Source organism: Brevundimonas guildfordensis, assembly GCF_014836405.1.
In the GTDB taxonomy this organism is placed as follows: domain Bacteria; phylum Pseudomonadota; class Alphaproteobacteria; order Caulobacterales; family Caulobacteraceae; genus Brevundimonas; species Brevundimonas guildfordensis.
The window spans coordinates 191122-210738 of the sequence record NZ_JACSQU010000001.1 but is presented as its reverse complement, the minus strand read 5'-3'; the positions used below and the strand labels follow the sequence as shown (position 1 = coordinate 210738).

Here is a 19617-nt window from a genome sequence, read left to right as displayed (position 1 = left end):
CTCTCATCTGCGGGCGCCCTAGGGGCTAACGGGCGCTTCGCCGGCGAAGGCGCGCCTCAGGGTTTCGCGCAAAGGCCCGGCCTCCAGCGGCCTCGGATTCCAGTAGGGGTTGGCCAGGGCCCGCTCGACCGCACCGTCGATGTCGGCCTCCGCCAGACCCAGGTCGCTCAGACGCACCGGGCCGCCGGCCTTGCGCGACAGCTCCTGTAGGGCCAGCGCCGGGTCGTCACTTCCCGTGGCCAATCTGAGGGCGGCCATCGCCTCCGGCACGGCGGGAGCGTTGTAGGCCAGGGCGTGAGGCAGGATGACCGTGTGGGTCTCGGCATGGGGCAGGCCATAGCTGCCCCCCAAGGTGTGGCAGAGCTTGTGGTGCAGGGCCATGCCCGCCCCCGCCAGGCACATTCCGCACATCCAGGCCCCGTATTGGGCCTTTGCGCGAGCGGCGCGATCAGCGGGATTTCCGGCGATCGTCGGTAGGGCCTCAAAAAGGGCTCGGATCCCCTCACGGGCCATCAGATCAATGATCGGGTTGCGATCCCGGGCATAAAGGGCCTCGACCGCGTGGGCGATGGCGTTGATTCCGCTGGTCACAGAGATGCCGACAGCCAGGCCAAGGGTGAGGTTGGCGTCATAGATGACCACCTCGGGCAGGACCTTGGGCGTGGTCTGGGTGACCTTGGCTCCATCCTTGGTCTCGCCGATCACCGGCGTCATTTCCGATCCGGCATAGGTGGTCGGAATGGCGATCTGGGGCAGATCCGTTCGCAGGGCGACCGCCTTGGCCAGGCCGATCGACGAGCCGCCGCCAATGGCCACCAGACCGTCGGCCTCGAGTCGCTGGACCTGCATAAGCACCGCCTCGGTCACCGCGACAGGCGTGTGCATCACGGCTTCGGCGATGACGCCCGCACAGGTCTGGCCGATCAAACCGGCGACCTCATCGGCCAGCGGCCGCAGTTCAGCCCCCGACACGACAACCACCCGCTCGAGGCCAAGGCGCCTGACTTCTTCGGCCACGCCCTTGAGACTGCCCTCGCCGAACACGACCCGCCCCGGACGGGATTCATAGGTGAAAGCCTGCATTTTCATACCCTTTCTACAGCCAGGGCCAGGCCCATGCCGACGCCGACGCAGAGCGTGGCCAGGCCCTTGCGGCCGCCGGTCGCCTCAAGCTGCCTGACCAGGGTCAGGGCCAGGCGGGCGCCCGACATCCCCAGCGGATGGCCCAGAGCAATAGCTCCGCCATTGGGGTTCACATGAGACGCATCATCCGGCAGGCCGAGCTGGCGCATCACGGCCAGAGACTGGCTGGCAAAGGCCTCATTCAGCTCGATGGCGTCGAAGTCCGCGATGGAGAGCCCAAGCTGGCGCATGAGCTTCTGAGCGGCGGACACCGGGCCTATGCCCATGATGCGCGGCAGCACCCCGGTCGAGGCCATCCCCAGGATGCGTGCCCTGGGCGTCAGACCATGACGGCTGGCCGCCTCCTCGCTGGCGATCAGCAGGGCCGCCGCGCCGTCATTGATCCCGGACGAGTTGCCCGCCGTGATCGTTCCTTCCGGTCCGAACAGGGGCTTGAGACGCGACAGCCCCTCCAGGTCGGTGTCGGCGCGTGGTCGCTCATCGGTCGTGACTTCCGTCGATTGGCCGCGCCGTCCCGGCACGGTCACGGGCATGATCTCGCCCGCGAAAAAGCCACTGGCCTGGGCCGCAATGGCGCGCTGATGGCTGCGCAGGGCAAAGGCGTCCTGATCGGCGCGCGAGACGCCGTATTCATCGGCGACCATCTCGGCCGTACAGGGCATGGATTCGGCGCCATAGTCGGCTGACAGCTGCGGGTTGACGAAGCGCCATCCCATAGTGGTGTCTTCCAGCTGCGCCCCGCGATCAAAAGCCGTGGGGGATTTGCCCAGGACGAAGGGCGCGCGCGTCATGCTTTCGACCCCGCCCGCAATCCCCAGGCTCATTTCTCCGCAGCGAATGGCTCGTGCCATCTGCCCGACGGCTTCGAGACCCGAGGCGCACAGCCGGTTGACCGTCACGCCCGGCACCGTGTGCGGCAGCCCGGCCAGCAAAACGGCCATGCGGGCGACGTTGCGGTTATCCTCGCCCGCCTGATTGGCGCAGCCCAGGATCACCTCATCAATTCCCGCCGGATCGAGCTGCTCGTGGCGGGCCGCCAGGGTGCGGAGCGGCAAGGCGGCCAGATCGTCCGCCCTGATCCCGGCCAGCCCACCGCCATAACGACCGATGGGCGTCCGCACCCCGTCGCAGATAAAGGCCTGGCTCATGCTGAAGCTCCCTCCCGGGCGTCGATCAGGGGCAGGTCGGTCATGCTGCAAAGCTCGTCGAACGTCAGGCCGTCCACGAGCTCGATGACCCCGGCGCGTCCGCCGCTCAGCTCAAAGATCGCCACATCCGTATAGATGCGCGAGACGCAGGCCAGGCCCGTCAGCGGATAGGTGCACTGCTTGACCAGCTTGCTGGAGCCATCACGGGCCATAAGCTCCATCATGACAAAGGTCTGGCGCGCACCGACCGCCAGGTCCATCGCCCCGCCCACGGCAGGAATGGCGTCGGGGGCCCCTGTGTGCCAGTTGGCCAGATCGCCGTTGGCGGCCACCTGAAAGGCCCCCAGGACGCAGATGTCGATATGGCCGCCCCGCATCATGGCGAAGCTGTCAGCGTGGTGGAAAAAGCATCCGCCCGGCAGAAGGGTGACGGACTGCTTGCCCGCATTGATGAGGTCAGGATCCTCCTGCCCCGCCTTGGGCGCTGGCCCCATGCCGAGGAGGCCGTTCTCGCTCTGAAGGATGATCTCGCGATCGGGCGGCAGGCAGTTGGCCACCAGGGTGGGCAGGCCGATCCCCAGGTTCACATAGGCCCCGTCCGGTATGTCCTGCGCTAGCCGATAGGCCATCATCTGACGATTCATCCGCTTCATGCCGCAGCCTCCAGCGCGGAGGGGACGCAGACAAGCCTCTGGACGAAGACGCCAGGCGTCACGACCACCTCGGGATCCAGGTCGCCCAGCTCGACCGTCTCGCTGACCTCGGCGATGGCGCAACGGGCCGCCATGGCCATGATGGGTCCAAAATTCCGCGCCGCCTTGCGGTAGACCAGATTGCCCCAGCGATCCCCCTTGAAGGCCTGGATCAGGGCAAAGTCGGCGTGGAGCGGATATTCCAGCACATGCATGACTCCGTCGATCTCGCGGACCTCATTGCCCCTGGCCAGGTCGGTGCCATAGCCGGTCGGGGTGAAGATGGCGCCGAGACCCGCCCCCGCAGCCTGGATGCGCGCCGCCAGATTGCCTTGCGGCGCCAGCTCCAGCTCGATCTGACCGGCCCGATAGCGGGCGTCGAAATGCTGGGAATCCGACTGCCGCGGAAAGGAGCAGATGATCTTGCGCACCCGCCCCTCGCGGATCAGGGCCGCCAGCCCCCGGTCGCCATTGCCGGCGTTATTATTGATAACGGTGAGATCCTTCGCGCCCTGGTCGATCAAGGCGTCGATCAGTTGATCCGGCATCCCCGCCGCGCCGAACCCGCCGATCATGATGGTGGAGCCGTCGCCGATATCCGACACCGCCTCCGCCGCGGAGGCCATTATCTTGTTGATCATCGCCCGTCCCCCTTGACCCAGACCAGCTGGGCATTGGTGAACTCCTTCACGCCGAAGTGCGACAGTTCGCGGCCATATCCGCTTTTCTTGATCCCGCCGATCGGCACGCGTGGGTCCGATGCCGACATGCCATTGATGAAGACGGCCCCGGTCTGGATGCGAGCGGCCAGGGACCGCGCCCGGTCGATATCCCGCGACCACAGAGAGGCCGAGAGGCCGAAGTCGCTGTCATTGGCGATCCGCACTGCCTCGTCCGCGTCCTCGGCGATGAGGATGGGCGCGACCGGACCAAAGGTCTCTTCGCGCAGCACCGGCGCGTCCTGAGGCACGCCCACCAGGACAGTCGGCGGATAATAGGCCCCCGGCCCGTCGGGCAGGGCCCCGCCGAGCAGGAGCCGCGCCCCCATGTTCAGACTGCGAGTGATCTGGTCATGCAGTTCCGCCCGAAGCCGACGGCGCGACAACGGTCCCATCTGCGTCGCCGGGTCCAGAGGATCGCCGACCTTCAATCGCGAAGCCGCCTCCACGAAACGCTCGATGAAGGCCTTCGCCACCGAACGCTCGACAATGATGCGCTTGGCCGCAATGCAGACCTGTCCGCAGTTCTGGAAACGGGCGGCGATGGCGGTGGCGACCGCAGCGTCCAGATCAGCATCGGCCAACACAATGTAGGGGTCTGAGCCGCCCAGTTCGAGCAGGCTCTTTTTCAGATTGCGTCCCGCTTCGGCTGCCAGGGCCGATCCGGCGGCCACGCCTGCCGTCACTGTCAAACCCGCGATGCGGGCATCAGCCAGAAGGCCGCTTACGGCCGCCCGGTCGGCGTTGATGACGACAAAGGCCCCGCGCGGGACACCGGCCTCGGCAAAACAGGCTTCCAGCGCCCGGGCGCAGCCCTGCACGTTTTCGGCGTGCTTCAGGATAAAGCCGTTGCCGGACGTCATCACCGGCACGGCGGCGCGCAGGACCTGCCAGATGGGGAAGTTCCAGGGCATGACCGCCAGGATGACGCCGAGCGGCAGATAGCGGACCACGGCCTGCTCATCGCCGACGTCAGGAGCTTCGTCGGCCAGCAGAGCGGGGGCATGGTCGGCATACCAGGCGCAAAGGTGAGCGCACTTGACGACCTCGGCCACGGCGGCCGTGACAGGCTTGCCCATTTCAAGGCTGATCGTCCGGGCTAGGTCTTCACGCCTGCGGCTCAGCACCTCCCCTAGCTGTCGCAGGGCCGCCATCCTCGATTCAATCGGCAGACCCGCCCAGATTCCCGATCCTTCCTCAGCGTTCGCCACCGCCGCCTCGATCTGGTCAGCGGTCATGAAGGGATACCGGCCCAGTTCCTTCCCGGTGGCCGGATTGATCGAGATCGCTTCAACGGCCATGTCAGTACACCCCGCCCGAGGCGACCTGATGCTTCGGACCTCGCCCAAAGCGTTCCGCCAACGCCTCGGCGCCGCGAGCGAGAACGGTGACGTCGGTGCCGACGGCGACGAAACTGGCCCCCAGCTCGATATAGGTCCGGGCCAAGGCCTGATCGGCGATCAACATGCCCGAAGGCCTGCCGCACCGTTTCAGTGTGGCGATGGCGCCCAGTATCGCCTCCTGAACTTCAGGATGTCCCGGATTGCCGAGGTGGCCCAGGTCGGCGGCGAGGTCTGAGGGTCCAATAAAAACCCCGTCGACACCTTCGACCGACGCGATGGCTTCCAGATTGTCCAGCGCCCGACGGCATTCGACCTGGACCAACAAGCATAGGTCCGCCTCGGCGGTCTTCAGATAGTCGGAGTCGCGGTTCCACCGGCTGGCCCGACCAATGGCGGAGCCCACGCCCCGGACGCCATGGGGCGGATAGCGGGTCGCCCGTACCATGGCCGCCGCCTCTTCGGCCGTCTCGACCATGGGGATGAGCAGGGTGCGAGCGCCGATGTCCAGATACTGCTTGACCAGAGCCGTGTCGGCCACGGGCAGTCGAACCACCGGCTCGGCCGTTCCCGTCGCGGCGGCCTGGAGCTGGGACAGGATCAACGGCAGGTCATTGGGCCCATGTTCGGCATCGAGCAGGAGCCAGTCGAAACCGGCCCCGGCGCAGATCTCGACGGTATAGGGATTGGCCAAGGCCTGCCAGAATCCGATCTGGGCCTGGCCTTGCTGAATGGCGGTCTTGAAGCGGTTCACCACGGATCGTCTTCTTTCTGTCGCCCTAGTCGAAATTCAAGGTCACAAGGCCCAGAGGGCCGAAATCAGCAGAGATCTTGGAGCCCGGCGGCGCTTCGATCGGCCGGATAAACGAGCCGGAAAGGACTACCTCCCCAGCCCGAATACGGTCGCCATAGGCCCCCAGCCTCTGGGCCAGCCAGGACACGGACAGCAACGGATCGCCCAGGACGCCCGCCCCCAGGCCTGTCTCCTCAACCTCGCCATTGCGCGAGACGATCGCACCCGCCCAGCGCAGGTCGGATGCGCTCATACCCCGCCGAGGCTGGCCCAGAACGACTCCGGCGTTTGCGGCGTTATCCGCAATGGTGTCGAAGACTGTCCGGGCGCGTCCCGTCATCGGGTCCGCTCGGGTAATCCGGGTGTCGAGGATTTCCAGCGCCGGGACGATGTGATCAGTCGCCTCAAGAATCTGCTCGGGCGTGGCGTCCGGCGCGATATCCTTGGCCATGACAAAGGCCAGTTCGGCCTCGACGCGCGGCTGGATGAAGCGCCCCGGCGGAACCACATCCCCGCCGGCAAAGACCATGGAGCGCAGGAGCACGCCTGAATCGGGGATGTCGATGTTGAGCGCCGCCTGCATCGCCCTGGAAGTCAGGCCGATCTTCCAGCCGATCCGAGGATCGCCCGCCGCCTCCTTCATCCCGACCCAAGCGGCCTGAATTTCATAGGCATCGGCCATGGTCATGGCGGGGTGGGTCTCGCTCAGCAGCCTGATCTGCTCGCGGCGTCTTTCGGCGCCGTCCAAGGCGCGGGCAGCCGCCAGAACCTCGGCCGGCGTCAGCACAGCCTCGCCGAGGTCGCCCAGGATTCTGGCGTCCGCCCCCGCCATCAGGCGACCGTCTTGCGGTTGGTGTCGAAGCCCATCTGCGAGCCGAGCAGCGCCGGCGGCTCCTTCAGGTTCTCCTGCCAGAGCAGGGAATCCATGGCGATGTTCAGCGGCTGGTTCTGGATCGTCAACTCATAGACATAGTCGTCATAGGAGGCGTGGTTGTGCACGGCCCAGCCCGGCGCCGACAGCATCAGATCGCCCGCCTTCCACTCATAGGTGTTGCCCGCCACCGTGCTGCGGCCCGAGCCCTTGAAGTAGTAATTGATGGCATCTGAGATGTGGCGATGCGGGCGGTCCACGATCTTGGGCGGACGGATGGTCATGGTCGCAAAGAAGTTGTGCGTCGTGCCATTGGTCCGGCCCGTCGCCGGATTATAGAGCAGGTAGAGACGGCGCCCGACGTAGTCCTGCCCCAGATCGGCCAGCTTCTTGATCTCGGCCTCAACCCGCTCCCACGGCCAGTGCAGGCAGGGCGAGGCCTCGGCGGGCGGGTTGATCAGCTTCTCATAGGGCATGAGCTGCGCGCCATCGTCGCCGATCTCAAACGTGCCATAGGGGCTGACCCGGCGGGGGTTGATCTCGCCGCCCTGCATCTCAGGCACGGCCAGGCTGACGTCGGGGTTCACCTCATACTGGTGAACCTGCATGAACTGCAGCAGCGCCGCGTTGGAATAGGTCAGGAAAACCTGAAGCCCGGCGCCGTTGTTGACGCGGCTGTGGGCCGTCCAGGACGGCACGTTGTAGACGTCATACTGGCCGAACGGGATCTTGCGGCCATTCACGTCTGCAACGCCCGACCCGAGGATGCAGAAATTCACCTCGGCTCCATTGTGCCGGAAGGGCACGGTGCTTTCGCCGGGCTTCAGCACATTCAGCGTCACCTGGGTGGTCGGGGCCAGGCCCGGCGAGAGGGGGTTGGCGCGCGGGTGGACGATCAGGGAGGATCGCCGGCCGTTATCCGGCATGGGAATGGAGGCCAGTCGCTCGATCTCGGCGTCGATCTGCTCCTTGGTCACGATGGCCGGCGCCCAGGGTTGGTTCTCCGGATAGAACTGGCCGCTGACATCGACGAACTTGCCGACGGTGTCTTCGAAATTGGTGCGCAGATCGTTCATCTCTATTCCTTTTCCCTCATGGCCTGATCAGGCGACCAGGCGAGGTGATTTTCGTTTGACGTCCGGCAGGGGCTTGCCGAGGCCGGCAGCCTTCGCGCGTTTGAGGATGGCGACCGCCAGCGACAGGTCCGAAATGCCCATGCCCATGGCCTTGAACACGGTCAGGTCCGCCTCGGCCGGCCGGCCCCGGCCCTCGGCCACCAGCCGGCTGAGCGGCTGAAGTCGGGCCCAGCGGGCTTCGTCCTCGCCATAGGCCTGCATGAACTCGCGGCTCAGCTTGCGGGCCTGGGGCACGCTGTCGGCGCTGATCACAGTGGCCCGGTCCAGAAGGGCTGTTTCGAACTCGGCCCGCTCCGGCGTAATGGCCCCGACCGCATTGATGTGAACCCCGGCCGGCAGGGCGTCCGACTTCAGGAAAGGGCTCCTCGCGCGGGTGGCCAGCGTCACGATGTCTGCCCCGTCGAGGGCCTCGTCCAGGGTTGCGGCGGCCAGGGCCTTGATGCCCAGCTCGGCCTCGACCCGTTCCGCCAGCGCCTCCCGTTTGGCGGGGGTCGGGCTCCAGACGGCGATTCGCTCCAGCGGACGCACCGCAGCGACTGCGGCGACCTGGGTGATCGCCTGCTTTCCGGCGCCGATCATGGCGAAACGCGTCGCATCCGGGCGCGCGAGAAGATCAGTCCCAAGCCCGCTGATCCCGCCCGTGCGCATCTGGCCCATGGCGAAGGCTTCGATGACGCCGAGAACCTGGCCCGTGGTCGCATCCATCAGGATCAGCAGCGGCATGGCGCCCCCCGCCGTGTGGGCCCACGTCTTGGTCCCGACAACACCCCAGCCCTCAAACACAGCGCCAATGGCATGGAGGGTCGACCCATCGGCCCAGGCTGAATGGGTCTTGACCATATTGGCGGCCCGGCCGGCCGCCTCTTCCAGCAACCCCTGACGCAGGGCCTCAATGGCCTCTGGCAGGGACATCAGGTCGACGACTTCGGCCTCGGAAATCCACAAGCCCCCGCTCATTTCACGCCCTCCGCAAAGATGGAGGACACCGGCGGCTCAAGTTCGAGAGCATTGACGATCAGGGCATGGGTCACATAGCGCCCGACCAGGAACATGATCGCGACCCCCTGAGCAGCCCCGATCTCCTCGATCACGCGCTCCAGCTCGGCGCTCACACCCATGCCGCGACGCTCAAGCAGGGCCGCCGCCAACTGCTGCACGGCGCGTTCGGCCGAGGACATCAGCGGGGCGTCTCGCGAAATCTGCTCGACCGCGGCCACCCAGTCTTCGCCAAAGCCCAGTTTGCGGGAGAGGCGCTCGTGCTGGTGCAACTCGTACTTATTGCCCATCATGGTGGCGACGGTCAGCGCGACGACCTCGGTCAGGCGATCCGGCAACGCGGCCTTCAACGCCTCCGTCATCTCCATGAAGGGGGCCAGAATGTCGGGCTGGTGCCCCGAGCATTTGAAGAACTCACCCAGATAGCCCAGGCGCTCCACCCGGGCGCGCAGCACATGCTGAACGCGGGGGGCCAACTGGTCGAACTCCAGGCGCTCGATCTTGTCGCTCATAGTCTCGGCTCTCTTTCTAGATATCCAGCACCAGGCGCTCGCTGAGGGAGCCGGAGCAGCAGATCATCATGGTCTCGCTGGCCTCGCGTTCCTGATCGTTCAGGATGGCGTCGCGGTGATCGGGCTTGCCGGACAGGACAGTGGTCTCGCACGCCCCGCACACCCCCTCTGAGCACGAGTGAGAGACGTAGACGCCGGATGCGATCAACACCTCCAGAATGGTCTTGCCCTTGGGCACGACCAGTTCCTTCTTCGAGCGCGCCAGCTCGACCACATAGGTCTGGTCGGTGGCGGCCTCATGCTTGGCGGCGAAATACTCGACGTGGATGCGGTCTTGCGGGATGCCGCAGGCCCGCCCGGCTTCCTCAAAGGCATTCAGCATCCCGCCCGGGCCGCAGCAGTAGAGGTGCGTGCCAGAACCGGCGCTCGTGACCGTCTGGGCCAAGGGGAAGGGCTGGCCGTCGCACTCGTCATCGAAGCGCAGTTCGGCGCTGGGCCAGGCAGCGATCTCGTCGAGCAGGATCGCGTCAGAACGGGATCGCGCCGTGTAATAGAGACGGAACCTGCGTCCCAGAGCCGTCAACCGCTGCGCCATGGCATAGATGGGCGTGATGCCGATCCCGCCCCCGATCAGAATGTAGTCCTCGGCATCCTCGACCAGAGGGAAGTGGTTCTGGGGCGGCAGGACCGGCACGACCATCCCGACGCGCAGGCTGTCGTGGACATAGGCGGAACCGCCGCGGCTCTCGGCCTCACGCTTGACGCCAATGGTGTAGTGCGTCGGCGCGTCGCCGATGTTGACCAACGAATACTGGCGCTCCAGCCCGCCCGGCAGCAGCAGGGTGATGTGGGCTCCCGCCTCGGCGGGCGGCAGGGCGCCGCCGCCCGCCGGGGCGAAGCTGTAGAGGTTCACACTGTCTGATCCAAGAACGATGCTGGTCAGCTTTAGATCAATGGATTCAGTCATTTCACTGCTACACGTGTCTTGAGGGCGGGGGCTGTTACAGCCCCTTGGACGGAGCCAGCATGTCGGGGACCCGCCACTGGGTCAGGGGCTGGCCCTGCTCCAGCAGACGCAACTCGTTTTCCCAGAGCCGGCGCAGCAGGACGATGGCGATGTCCGAGCGGCCCAGATGCTCCTGCGAGCGGTCGACGATCTCGCCCTGGCCGACCTGGGTGACATAGTCCTGGATGCCGGTGATGTCGGGCCTCAGGGGCACGTCCGTCATCGAGATCTCGCCGGCCATGACCTTCAAGGACACTTCCTTGAAGCTGGGCAGCTTGGCGATTTCCGCAGCCTCGGCCTCGCGGGCGGCGACGAACTTGCCGATGTCGTCGCCGGACACCGCTATGCCCTGGACGATGAAGGCCATGTGCAGGGTTTCGGTGACCGGAATCCGCCAGCTGATGTAGTTGCGCCAGTCCGTCTCGCCCTCCGCCGTGGCCGGAAGTTTCAGCATCAGGATGTTGGGCATCAGGAATTGAGTGTCGCGCACCCGGCCATCGCTGCGGATGCCCTTGGCCACCAGGCCGTAGGACGTTTGCTCGGCCTGGACCTGGGGCACTTCCTCGTTCAGCCCGGAAGTGCCGAACACCCCCACGCTGTGGGTGAAGTTGACGTGGACCTCGTCGATCCCGTTCTCGATGTTCTGGAAGTGGTTGCAGTCGCGGAAGTAGGTCGTGACATCGAGATAGCCGGCCTTTTCGAAGGCGGTGTAGCGCGGCATGGCGGGCGGCTCGCCTCCGCCCAGCCAGGCGAAGATCAGGCCGAGGTATTCCTGGACCGGATAGGTCTTCAGGCTGATGCGCTTGATGTAGTTGGCGTTGTCCTCGCCCGGCACCTCCTTGCACTGCCCATCCGTGCCGAACTTCCAGCCGTGGTACATGCAGCGGATGCCATCCGGTTCGACCCAGCCCGTCGACAACTGGGTGCGACGGTGCGGACAGCGGAACTCGGTCAGGTGAACCGCGCCGTCCTCGGTCCGATACAGGGTGAAGGACTCGCCGAAGGCATGCACCGGCCGCGCCTTGCCCGGCTCGATGGCCGAGGCCAGGCTGATCGGTTGCCAGAACTGGCGCATGAAACGGCCCGCCAGGGTATCGGGGGCGACGTCTTCGAAGCGATATTTGGTGCGCCCTGGGGAGGAGGCTTCTGTCGTGCTCATGATGTCTTTCTCGAACGCGTGAAACTGGGCTGTGCGCGTGCGCACTCGACGGATGGACATGGCGTGGAGGCAGCCCGCGCCATGTCCTTCATCCTTAGAAACGGGCCCCGAGCCGGACGCCGTAGGTCCGCGGCGGAGCGATCGAGCTGGTGGTCCAGCCCGTGACAAAGCCGTGCTGCAGGCCGCCGCCGCCCGTGTAGATGGCCTCATCCGTCAGGTTGCGGCCCCAAAGGGCCACGTGCCACCGGTCATTGGGGAAGTTGTAGGTCACCGACGCCGAGACATTTGCGTAGGCGTCAGCCTGCTGGTTCGGGTGGAAGTCCGGCATCAGCCAGGCCTTGTCAGCCCAGGCCACATCCGCGTTGAAGACCAGGCTGTCGCCGTTGTTCAGATCTACGTACTGGGTAATCCCCAAGGCGCCGCTCCATTTGGGCGAACGCAGGAGGGGGAATCCGGAACAGTCGATATTGACCACGCCCTGCGGGGTCGGCGGCGAGACCGGGCAACCGATGCGACCTGGCGGAACAAAGTTGGCCGGCTGCTGAACCTGGAAGTTATCATAGACCCCGTCGACATACTCGACCGAGGCGCGGATCGTGCCGCCTTGCCAGGGCATGGCGACCATGTCGACCGAAGCCCCCTTGATGGTGGCCCCGGCCGCATTGCCCGTAACCAGAACAACGGAGTTGTCGCCGTCAAAGCCGGGATTCGACAGCTGCATATTGGTGTAGTCGTAATAGAAGAGCTCACCGTTCAGCTGCAGTCGGTTCTCCAGAAAGCGGTTCTTGACCCCGATCGTGTAGGAGATGATCTCCTCAGGCTCGAAAGGCATGAGGGCGTCGCGGGTCACAAGCGCCACCGACTGGTTGAACCCGCCTGCCTTGAAGCCGCGGCTGATATCCGCATAGAGCAGGCTGGCCGATGCAAGATCGTATTCGACCCCGACCTTGCCCGTGACCTCGTTGAAGGTCTTCTCGGAGTCATAAAAGCCGGGCGTCGGATTGTAGATGGGGCAGAGCGTGCCCGGCATGGCCCCGTTGGGCGGGGTGCAGTCCATCGGCGACGGCGCCATGCCCAACATCATCGGCGAAATGGCATACCGCTCGAAATCGAAGGCCTTGCGGGTGTCGCTGGTGTAGCGAAGGCCGCCCGTCACACGGAATCGGTCGGTGAGGTCATAGGTCGCCTGACCAAAGACGGCCGCCGAGTCCGTCTTCAAGCTCATCTTGTTAAGCGTATTGAGGATCGCGCCAGCGCGTAGCTGGTAATCCGTGGTCTGGTCCTCGGCGAAGAGGAAGCCGCCCAGGACCCACTTGACCCGATCCGTCTCATTGCCCAGCCGCACCTCAAGCGAGGTCTGGGTCGAGTTCTCCCCGTCAGGCCTGTCGCCGGCGGCGTTGTAGGGCGCGCCCAGATTATAGTGGTAGTTGAAGTTGTAGGACAGCTGGGCATCGGTCTCGCGCCATGCCGGAATGACCGTCAGGGTGGCAAAGCCCAGGTCATATTCGAGGTGGGCGCTGGCAGCCCAGGACTTCACATCCCGGAACAGGGGCGAATCCGATAGGGGATCGATCAGGAACGGCGGAACCGACTGCCCGCCGCTTTGCACATACGTCTGGTTCACGATGTCCTGGAACACGGCGGACACCCGCGGGTCGGTGATGCCCGACCACGGCGACATTCCCGGTATGGCGGGGATCGGCACAATGCCCGAGCCGACGCCGCCCAGATGGGTATAGGACAGCGACCCGGTCAGGCTCAGCCGCTCATTCGGCGCCGTCCTCACCTGCAGGCGGACGGCCTCGCGATCATCATCTTCCGATCCGTCGGACAGATAGCCGTCGCGGCGGTTCAACTGATAGGAGAGGCGGAGCGCGGCCGTATCGCCCAGAGGCAGGTTGAAGGCCCCCTCCCCGCCCACCTGGCTGTAGTTGCCGAAGGTGGCGTCGAAATAGCCGCTGTACTCGTTCAGCTTCGGCTGGACCGTCAGGACGTTCAGCACGCCGCCGCTCGCGTTGCGGCCATAGAGGGTGCCCTGGGGCCCCTTGAGAACCTCGACGCGCTCGATGTCGAAGAGGTTGCCAGAGAAGGCTTGCGGACGGCTGACCACCACGCCGTCGATATTGGTCACGATGGCCGGGTTGGCCTGGGCCGTAACGCCATAGTCGCCGATCCCGCGTACATAGATCTGCGTCGTCGTGCCGCCGCTGACCTGAACCCCCGGCACTACCCGGGTGATGTCGTCCGGATTGGTGACACCGGCCTGGACCAGGGTCTCTCCCCCAACAGCCGTAATCGACAGCGCGGTCTTCTGTGCGGTTTCCGATCGCCTCTGGGCCGTGACGACGACATCTTCGATCTGGAAACCGGCCTGCGGTTCCGAACCGGCGTCCTGGGCTACGGCCCCGCCACCGGCCATTAAGATTGCGGCCCCTGCCGCGCAAGACAACAGACGTGTTTTCCCAACGTCGCAACCAATATGGCGTGCCACGGGCTTTCTCCCTGATTTTATCTTTATTTGTCCCGCCTGAAGCGGCCCCGGAACCTACATCATGTAGTAGAGATCGGAGTCCAAGATCACTCTCTGCGGTATTGTTATCATCCTGTACGCAATACGCAGTCCGTCAGGACCCTTGATCAGGCGATCTTCTCGCCCGCCTACTAAAATGGTTTGTTCTCTTTCCCGGCGATTTCGACAGATCAGAAAATTCGAGTAGGTCGAAATCTCACCTTCGGCCTCCCCCTCGAAGGCCTCGATGTTGGTGATCAGGTGACGGATGCGCCCGGCCGGATCGATACGACGGGCCAGATCGGTCTCCAGCTGCTGAATGCGCTGGTCCAGGTCGGAGAAGTCGTCGTTGTAGATAAAGGGCGGGAACTCCGGCTCGGCCTTGCGATCGCGCCGATAGCGCTCTTCGAAGATCGGCAGGAAATAGACGATCGACTTGTCGACCATGGCGTCCAGCCATTGCCGATAGTCCTGCTCGCTGAACAGGCGCGCCTCTTTGTAATAGAAGCGGCACACCTCGCTGTAGGTCTCGTGACTGACGTCCCTGCCCATCGCCTTACCCTCTACCTCTTCCTTTTGCGCGGATCGCCGACCCGCGCCGGATGCCTTTTCGGCATCTCCGGTATTGAACTCACCTAGCCAGATAGCCGCCATCGACTGGCATGGCCGTGCCCGTGATGAAGGAGGCGTCATCCGACGCCAGGAAGGCTATGGCCGCCGCGATCTCGTCCGGATCCGCCACGCGGGCCATGGGATGCCCCTCGGCCATGGCCGCCAGGATGGCGTCGCGGACGGGCGGGATCGCTTCATGCTCTTCCGACAGGCTCATGCGCGTGCGCACCGCACCGGGACACACGCAGTTCACCCGGATCCCGTCCACGGCGTGGCGGGTGGCCAGGGACGTGGTCAGCTGGCGGACCCCCGCCTTGGTCACGTTGTAAACAAAGCTGCTCTTGCCCTGCATCTCCTGACCGATGAAGGAGGAAACCGAGCCCAGGTTCACGATGCTCCCCGATTTCTGGCGCGCCATGGCGGGGATGGCCGCCCGCGAGATCAGGAACATGCTGGTCAGGTTGGTGGCGATGACGCGGTTCCAGTCCTCGAGCGAGACTTCATCGATGTCGCCGGTGTGATGGATTCCCGCTGCATTGATCAGGATATCCAGGCCGCCCAGATCATCGGTCGCGGTCCCCACCAGGCTAGCAGCCGTGGCTTCCTGGCTGACGTCGCCCACCACCGGCACGGCGCGGACACCATAGGCAGCTTTCAAGGCTTCAGCCGCCTGATTGGCGCGACCGGCATCAATATCGGCGATGACCAGATTGGCCCCACCCCTGGCCAGCCGCTCGGCCGTGGCCCGGCCGATGCCGCTGCCGCCGCCCGTCACGATGGCTGTCTTGTTTTCAAATCTCACGGAGACCCCCGTCCCTGAACCCTGGGTAAATATCGTCCGACCGTCAGCCCCGGTCCGCCCGTCGGCGCTTGATGTCGGCCCAGTCCTCCGCCTCCAGCGTGTCCTTGTAGGCGCTGTAGAAGCCGCGAACCCCGGCCTCGGAAATGATGAACTCGCTCACCAGACCGGGCAGGACATCACTGCGGGTGTCATACTGCTGGGCCAGGGTGGCGTTCAGGGCGCCGCGCCGGGTCACCGTGCCGCGGGCCGCTTCCGTCACCGACTGGAAGTTGTCGGCGTCATCGGACTCAAACGTGCCTGCGGTGGCGAAGCCGCGCATGGCTTCCTTCTGAATCTTGCGCTTCAGGTCGGCGGGCATGTCCTTCTCGACCATGGTCCAGGTCCAGACCTCGATCTCGCGCGGCCCCCGCGGCATCCAGACCTTCCAGATGTTGGTCCCGTGCAGGAAGGAACAGTTCGGGAAGATGGTCGAGGCGATATGCGAGCCGTAAAGCCGCGCCTGGGGCTCGCCCAGCAAGGTCTCGACCTGGGGCCGGTTTTGCATAAGCCACATGTAGTAGTCCGGCGCGCGGTGCAGACCGGGTGCTGCATCATAAATGACGCCTACGCCGTGACCGTATTTGGTGCTGGCGATCACCCCGCCATCGGGCGGCAGGTCGACATTACCGGCAATCTGCGACATCGGCCCGCCCAGGACGGATAGAGCCGGCCTGTGGGTCCAGCCGACGTGATAGCCGTCCAGGAAATTCTCGCTCGGAACCTTCCAGTTGCAGTGGATCACCGATTTGACGGGCGGCCCCAGCAGCTCCACCCCGCCGCGCGCGGTGAAGGAGTCCATGTACCAGGTCAGGTCGCCCAGATATTCCTTCAGCGACACCGCATCCTTGTCGAAGCAGCCGAAGACAAAACCGGCATAGCTCTCGACCTTGGCCACCGGCGTCAGGCCGAGCTTGCTCTTGTCCAGGTCAGCGCCCCACCCCGCCTTGTCTACCGGCACGCCGCGCAGGGCCCCGTCCGTGCCAAAGGTCCAGCCGTGATAGGGGCAGACGAAGGCGCGCGTATTGCCGGCCTCAGCCGAGCAGACCTTGGCCCCGCGGTGGGTGCAGCTGTTGATGAAGGCGCGGATTTCGCCGTCCGAGCCACGGGCCACAATGACAGCGTCCTCGCCCATATAGGTCGAGAAATAATCGCCCGGATTTGGAATCTGGGACTCGTGCGTCAGGAACAGCCAGGATCGAGCAAAAATACGCTCCAGCTCGAGCTTGTACAGCTCCTCGTCGACGTGAATTCTCTTCTTTTGAGAAGAGCCTCCGGTGTCAACTAGATCGCTCAGATCGATGCCCAACTTCCCCTCCAACGCCCACTATTGTCGTTTGCCTAAAATATGCGCGCCCCCGCCTATTGTCAGGAAGCTTCCATATCGGGACCTATTTCGCGTCCCTGGTAGGCTGCAAAAAAAACACTACGGCCCGCCCTTCCGGGCCGCCAATCCAAACTCCAGCGCCGTGATAACCAAGCCTTATCGCCGCCTGGCTGGCAGGAGTCTTGACCCAAGTAAGAAATGACGACTCTCGCCAGCCCCATCTGACGCAGTCCAGTCCCATAAGCTGGTCATCCGCAGTGGTCCGACTACCCCGCGCCCCGCCCTCGCCAATCAGACCAGCCAGAAACTCGCCTCGCCAACTTCCTTTATTTCGGTCTTGGTGGTGATCGTCGCGAATTGCGCGACGAGGCGGCCCTTGCAGAATACGTCCCCAACAGAGGTCAGCTCTGGAGACGGCCCGCTCCGCTTCAGCACCTTGTAGAGGAACCAGCAGGGTTCTAAGGCGGAACAAAATTACACATACAACTCATAGGCATTCAATCTCAACGGATGCCCCAGCGGCAGGCCAGTTCCACGTATAGGTCAGCCTCAACAGACTGAAGAAGGGCGGCTCAAGGCCTACCCTCCGCTTAGTCCACCTCGATGAGACCTCGCCTCACCCCCACAGCCACCGCCTCTATCCGCGTACGCACGCCCAGTTTGGACGCTGCCTTCTCGAGATAGCTATCCACCGTGCGAGCTGACAGGCCCAATATGGCTCCGATGTCGGTCGAGCTCTTGCCCTGGCTGACCCAAGCGAGACATTCGAGCTCGCGCGGGCTCAATCCGGGCGTGACCGTCCATGCGGTCTGGCTGTTCAGGTTGGCGTCCATTCCTTCCCCCCACCGGCTGCTGCTCCGTCCGTACACGGCGATAACGGCGATTCTCTACGCCTAAGAGTTGCGGTCAGACCGCAACTTCTCTGCGGAATAACCTCCATCACATGGTTGAACCCGGAGCGGCCCCCGCCTAAGGATTGGGCGTCGGGCGCCGCGAAACAGGCGCGGAGCTGGAGCCGGGGGCCCTTCGGGCAAGGCGGCGCTCCGTTGGCAGATAGCGGGCCTCGTTCCGCGAGGATTCCAACGCCCGACCCCCTCGCCTTGCGTCCGGATTCGGTTTGATTCATGCTTGGGCGTCGGCCCTGGCGCCGACAGGGGCTTGGAATCCCCTTTGCGGACTCGGATTTGGAAAGCGCAATTGCTGCGTGAGCTGTCGTCGTACCTGGCGCAGGCTACGTCCTGCGTCCGGATGATCATGGCTGACCAAGACCCACGGGATTCCCGGCCCGCCCTGGAGGCGGGAGGTCGACGTGAGCGACGTCAAGGAATTGAAAGCGGATGCGCTGGAGGGCCTGAACGCCCTCTATCGCCAGTATGCGCGTTGGCTTGACGGCAGGCTGCGGGCCCACGTCGACCCGGATCAGGCCGCAGACGTGGTCCAGGAAACCTACATCCGCGCCGCCCCCTATTCGGCCGGTCTCATCCGGCATCCCCGGGCCTTCCTCCTGCGGATCGCCATGAACGTGGTCCGGGACGAGAGCCGCCGACGCAAACGACGGGGAACGACAGAGACCTTTACGGAAGCCGCCGACCCGGGCGAAGCGGCCGATCAAGTCGAAGCGCTGATGATGAAGCAGGCGGTTCTGACCATGCCCGCCCTCTACCGTGAAGTTTTCGTCCTGAGCCGTTTTGCCGGTATGAGCTATCCTGAGATCGCCGCCGCCCGCGGGTTGAGCGTCAAGGCGGTGGAGTGGCGTATGTCTAAGGCGTTGCAGCACTGCGTCGAGCAACTGGACGGATAGGCGGGATGACGATCGATAAGGAACGGGACGCCCGGCGGCACGAAGCCGCGACATGGTTCGCCCGTCTCGGTCAGAAGCGCGTGTCGACGACCGATATCCACGACTTCTTCGAATGGCGGAAAGACCCGGACAATGCCCGCGCCTACGAGCGCGTCGAGAAGGCCTGGGACACGAGTCGGACGCTTGCCGAGGATCCCGACATCGCCGCCCTGACGGCGGAAGCCCTGGGCCAGGCCCCGCCGAGGGTGCGGGCCCGCCACATGGTGTCGCGCCTGTGGAAGCCGATCGCAGCCGGCGCCATGGCGCTCGCCGCCCTAGGGCTGGTCTCGGTCTGGACCCTGAACCGGCCGCAGGCCTACGCCACCGGCGTCGGCGAGCAGCGTTCCCTGCGTCTGGCCGACGGATCCCAGGTCGTCCTCGACACCAACAGCCGGGTGGAGGTCCGCCTGCGCTCAGACCGCCGATCCGTGATCCTGATCTCCGGCCAGGCCTTCTTCGACGTTGAGGGCGACCCGGCCCGCCCCTTCATCGTCGCCGCCGGCGACACCACCGTCACCGCCGTCGGCACGCGGTTCGATGTCCGGAAGCTGGGCCAGGGCGCGAAGGTCACCCTGATCGAGGGCCGCGTCGACGTAGGGACCTCCGGCATGTCCAAGCCCGCCTGGTCCTTGACGCCGGGCCAGCAGGTCGTCACCGCCCGAAGAAGTCCGCAGGTCCAGTCGGTCGACGCGGCCCGTGAAACCAGCTGGACCACGGGACGGCTGATCTTCGCCGCAACGCCGATCCAGGAGGCGATCGCTGAGGTCAGCCGGTACAGCGACCGTCGGATCGAACTGAAGGACGCGGGCATCGCGCAGATTCCCGTCAGCGGCGCCTTCGACACAGGCGACACCGACGCCTTCATCGCCGCGCTTTCTGACCTCTACGGCGTCACAGCATCCACGGGCGCCGACGGCGCCATCATTCTTGAGGCGCCGATAACCTGAGGAAAATAATCTTTAGGTGGAGTTAGGGG

General features: G+C 65.0%; 19 protein-coding genes. 2 read left to right on the top strand and 17 right to left on the bottom strand.

Features of this window, described 5'->3' with window-relative positions; all coding sequences use genetic code 11:
• Window positions 1-18: 18 nt before the first annotated feature.
• The 17 genes from H9656_RS00960 to H9656_RS00880 form a co-directional block, all read right to left on the bottom strand.
• The gene (locus tag H9656_RS00960) at window positions 19-1083 is read right to left on the bottom strand and encodes a maleylacetate reductase (protein ID WP_191742448.1); all 1065 of its coding nucleotides are present in this window, start codon (window positions 1081-1083) and stop codon (window positions 19-21) included.
• A gap of 2 nt (window positions 1084-1085) precedes the next feature.
• Window positions 1086-2291, bottom strand: a complete 1206-nt coding sequence (gene pcaF, locus H9656_RS00955) for a 3-oxoadipyl-CoA thiolase (RefSeq protein ID WP_191742447.1) — start codon at window positions 2289-2291, stop codon at window positions 1086-1088.
• Complete coding sequence (locus H9656_RS00950; protein ID WP_191742446.1) at window positions 2288-2944, bottom strand: 3-oxoacid CoA-transferase subunit B; 657 nt, start codon at window positions 2942-2944, stop codon at window positions 2288-2290. The genes pcaF and H9656_RS00950 overlap by 4 nt, the downstream gene beginning before the upstream one ends.
• Complete coding sequence (locus tag H9656_RS00945) at window positions 2941-3624, bottom strand: 3-oxoacid CoA-transferase subunit A (RefSeq protein ID WP_191742445.1); 684 nt, start codon at window positions 3622-3624, stop codon at window positions 2941-2943. Before H9656_RS00945 ends, H9656_RS00950 begins: the two co-directional genes overlap by 4 nt.
• Entirely contained in the window at window positions 3621-5003 is a 1383-nt protein-coding gene (locus H9656_RS00940; protein WP_191742444.1) for an aldehyde dehydrogenase family protein, read from the bottom strand. The genes H9656_RS00945 and H9656_RS00940 overlap by 4 nt, the downstream gene beginning before the upstream one ends.
• 1 nt (window position 5004) lies before the next feature.
• The gene (gene hpaI, locus H9656_RS00935; protein WP_318240580.1) at window positions 5005-5799 is read right to left on the bottom strand and encodes a 4-hydroxy-2-oxoheptanedioate aldolase; all 795 of its coding nucleotides are present in this window, start codon (window positions 5797-5799) and stop codon (window positions 5005-5007) included.
• Window positions 5800-5821: 22 nt separating this feature from the next.
• A complete protein-coding gene (hpaH, locus tag H9656_RS00930; protein WP_225212170.1) occupies window positions 5822-6667 on the bottom strand; it encodes a 2-oxo-hept-4-ene-1,7-dioate hydratase in 846 nt (281 codons plus the stop codon).
• The gene (locus tag H9656_RS00925) at window positions 6667-7782 is read right to left on the bottom strand and encodes a cupin domain-containing protein (RefSeq protein WP_191742443.1); all 1116 of its coding nucleotides are present in this window, start codon (window positions 7780-7782) and stop codon (window positions 6667-6669) included. Before H9656_RS00925 ends, hpaH begins: the two co-directional genes overlap by 1 nt.
• A 27-nt stretch (window positions 7783-7809) precedes the next feature.
• Window positions 7810-8799 (bottom strand): ornithine cyclodeaminase family protein, encoded by a 990-nt coding sequence (locus H9656_RS00920; protein ID WP_191742442.1) that lies wholly within the window; start codon window positions 8797-8799, stop codon window positions 7810-7812.
• Window positions 8796-9350: a carboxymuconolactone decarboxylase family protein gene (locus H9656_RS00915; RefSeq protein ID WP_191742441.1), complete on the bottom strand. Its 555-nt coding sequence runs from the start codon at window positions 9348-9350 to the stop codon at window positions 8796-8798. The genes H9656_RS00920 and H9656_RS00915 overlap by 4 nt, the downstream gene beginning before the upstream one ends.
• 16 nt (window positions 9351-9366) lie before the next feature.
• Window positions 9367-10317: a PDR/VanB family oxidoreductase gene (locus tag H9656_RS00910; RefSeq protein WP_191742440.1), complete on the bottom strand. Its 951-nt coding sequence runs from the start codon at window positions 10315-10317 to the stop codon at window positions 9367-9369.
• Window positions 10318-10351: 34 nt separating this feature from the next.
• Window positions 10352-11515, bottom strand: coding sequence for a Rieske 2Fe-2S domain-containing protein (locus tag H9656_RS00905; RefSeq protein WP_191742439.1), 1164 nt, complete (start codon window positions 11513-11515; stop codon window positions 10352-10354).
• Window positions 11516-11609: 94 nt separating this feature from the next.
• A complete protein-coding gene (locus H9656_RS00900; protein ID WP_191742438.1) occupies window positions 11610-13934 on the bottom strand; it encodes a TonB-dependent receptor in 2325 nt (774 codons plus the stop codon).
• A 126-nt stretch (window positions 13935-14060) separates the two neighbouring features.
• Entirely contained in the window at window positions 14061-14678 is a 618-nt protein-coding gene (locus H9656_RS00895) for an aromatic-ring-hydroxylating dioxygenase subunit beta (protein ID WP_191742437.1), read from the bottom strand.
• The gene (locus H9656_RS00890; protein ID WP_191742436.1) at window positions 14656-15438 is read right to left on the bottom strand and encodes an SDR family NAD(P)-dependent oxidoreductase; all 783 of its coding nucleotides are present in this window, start codon (window positions 15436-15438) and stop codon (window positions 14656-14658) included. Before H9656_RS00890 ends, H9656_RS00895 begins: the two co-directional genes overlap by 23 nt.
• 43 nt (window positions 15439-15481) lie before the next feature.
• Window positions 15482-16783 carry an aromatic ring-hydroxylating oxygenase subunit alpha gene (locus tag H9656_RS00885; RefSeq protein WP_191742435.1) on the bottom strand — a complete coding sequence of 434 codons (1302 nt, stop codon included), beginning with the start codon at window positions 16781-16783 and terminating at the stop codon, window positions 15482-15484.
• Between the two features lie 608 nt (window positions 16784-17391).
• Window positions 17392-17634 (bottom strand): response regulator transcription factor, encoded by a 243-nt coding sequence (locus H9656_RS00880; protein ID WP_191742434.1) that lies wholly within the window; start codon window positions 17632-17634, stop codon window positions 17392-17394.
• A 476-nt stretch (window positions 17635-18110) separates the two neighbouring features.
• On the opposite strand from H9656_RS00880, the gene H9656_RS00875 reads away from it, so the two are divergent.
• Both H9656_RS00875 and H9656_RS00870 read left to right on the top strand, forming a co-directional pair.
• Window positions 18111-18602 carry an RNA polymerase sigma factor gene (locus H9656_RS00875; protein WP_191742433.1) on the top strand — a complete coding sequence of 164 codons (492 nt, stop codon included), beginning with the start codon at window positions 18111-18113 and terminating at the stop codon, window positions 18600-18602.
• 5 nt (window positions 18603-18607) lie between these two features.
• Window positions 18608-19588 (top strand): FecR family protein, encoded by a 981-nt coding sequence (locus H9656_RS00870; protein ID WP_191742432.1) that lies wholly within the window; start codon window positions 18608-18610, stop codon window positions 19586-19588.
• The last annotated feature ends 29 nt before the right edge of the window (window positions 19589-19617 follow it).

Bases quoted from the DNA above. Each gene is read 5' to 3' on its own strand.
- H9656_RS00910 (WP_191742440.1), bottom strand. From the start codon at position 10,317: ATGACTGAATCCATTGATCTAAAGCTGACCAGCATCGTTCTTGGATCA.
- H9656_RS00900 (WP_191742438.1), bottom strand. From the start codon at position 13,934: ATGGCCGGTGGCGGGGCCGTAGCCCAGGACGCCGGTTCGGAACCGCAG.
- H9656_RS00895 (WP_191742437.1), bottom strand. From the start codon at position 14,678: ATGGCGGCTATCTGGCTAGGTGAGTTCAATACCGGAGATGCCGAAAAG.
- H9656_RS00940 (WP_191742444.1), bottom strand. From the start codon at position 5,003: ATGGCCGTTGAAGCGATCTCGATCAATCCGGCCACCGGGAAGGAACTG.
- H9656_RS00870 (WP_191742432.1), top strand. From the start codon at position 18,608: ATGACGATCGATAAGGAACGGGACGCCCGGCGGCACGAAGCCGCGACA.
- pcaF (WP_191742447.1), bottom strand. From the start codon at position 2,291: ATGAGCCAGGCCTTTATCTGCGACGGGGTGCGGACGCCCATCGGTCGT.
- H9656_RS00920 (WP_191742442.1), bottom strand. From the start codon at position 8,799: ATGAGCGGGGGCTTGTGGATTTCCGAGGCCGAAGTCGTCGACCTGATG.
- H9656_RS00880 (WP_191742434.1), bottom strand. From the start codon at position 17,634: ATGGACGCCAACCTGAACAGCCAGACCGCATGGACGGTCACGCCCGGA.
- H9656_RS00960 (WP_191742448.1), bottom strand. From the start codon at position 1,083: ATGCAGGCTTTCACCTATGAATCCCGTCCGGGGCGGGTCGTGTTCGGC.
- H9656_RS00950 (WP_191742446.1), bottom strand. From the start codon at position 2,944: ATGAAGCGGATGAATCGTCAGATGATGGCCTATCGGCTAGCGCAGGAC.
- H9656_RS00915 (WP_191742441.1), bottom strand. From the start codon at position 9,350: ATGAGCGACAAGATCGAGCGCCTGGAGTTCGACCAGTTGGCCCCCCGC.
- H9656_RS00945 (WP_191742445.1), bottom strand. From the start codon at position 3,624: ATGATCAACAAGATAATGGCCTCCGCGGCGGAGGCGGTGTCGGATATC.
- H9656_RS00905 (WP_191742439.1), bottom strand. From the start codon at position 11,515: ATGAGCACGACAGAAGCCTCCTCCCCAGGGCGCACCAAATATCGCTTC.
- H9656_RS00925 (WP_191742443.1), bottom strand. From the start codon at position 7,782: ATGAACGATCTGCGCACCAATTTCGAAGACACCGTCGGCAAGTTCGTC.
- hpaH (WP_225212170.1), bottom strand. From the start codon at position 6,667: ATGGCGGGGGCGGACGCCAGAATCCTGGGCGACCTCGGCGAGGCTGTG.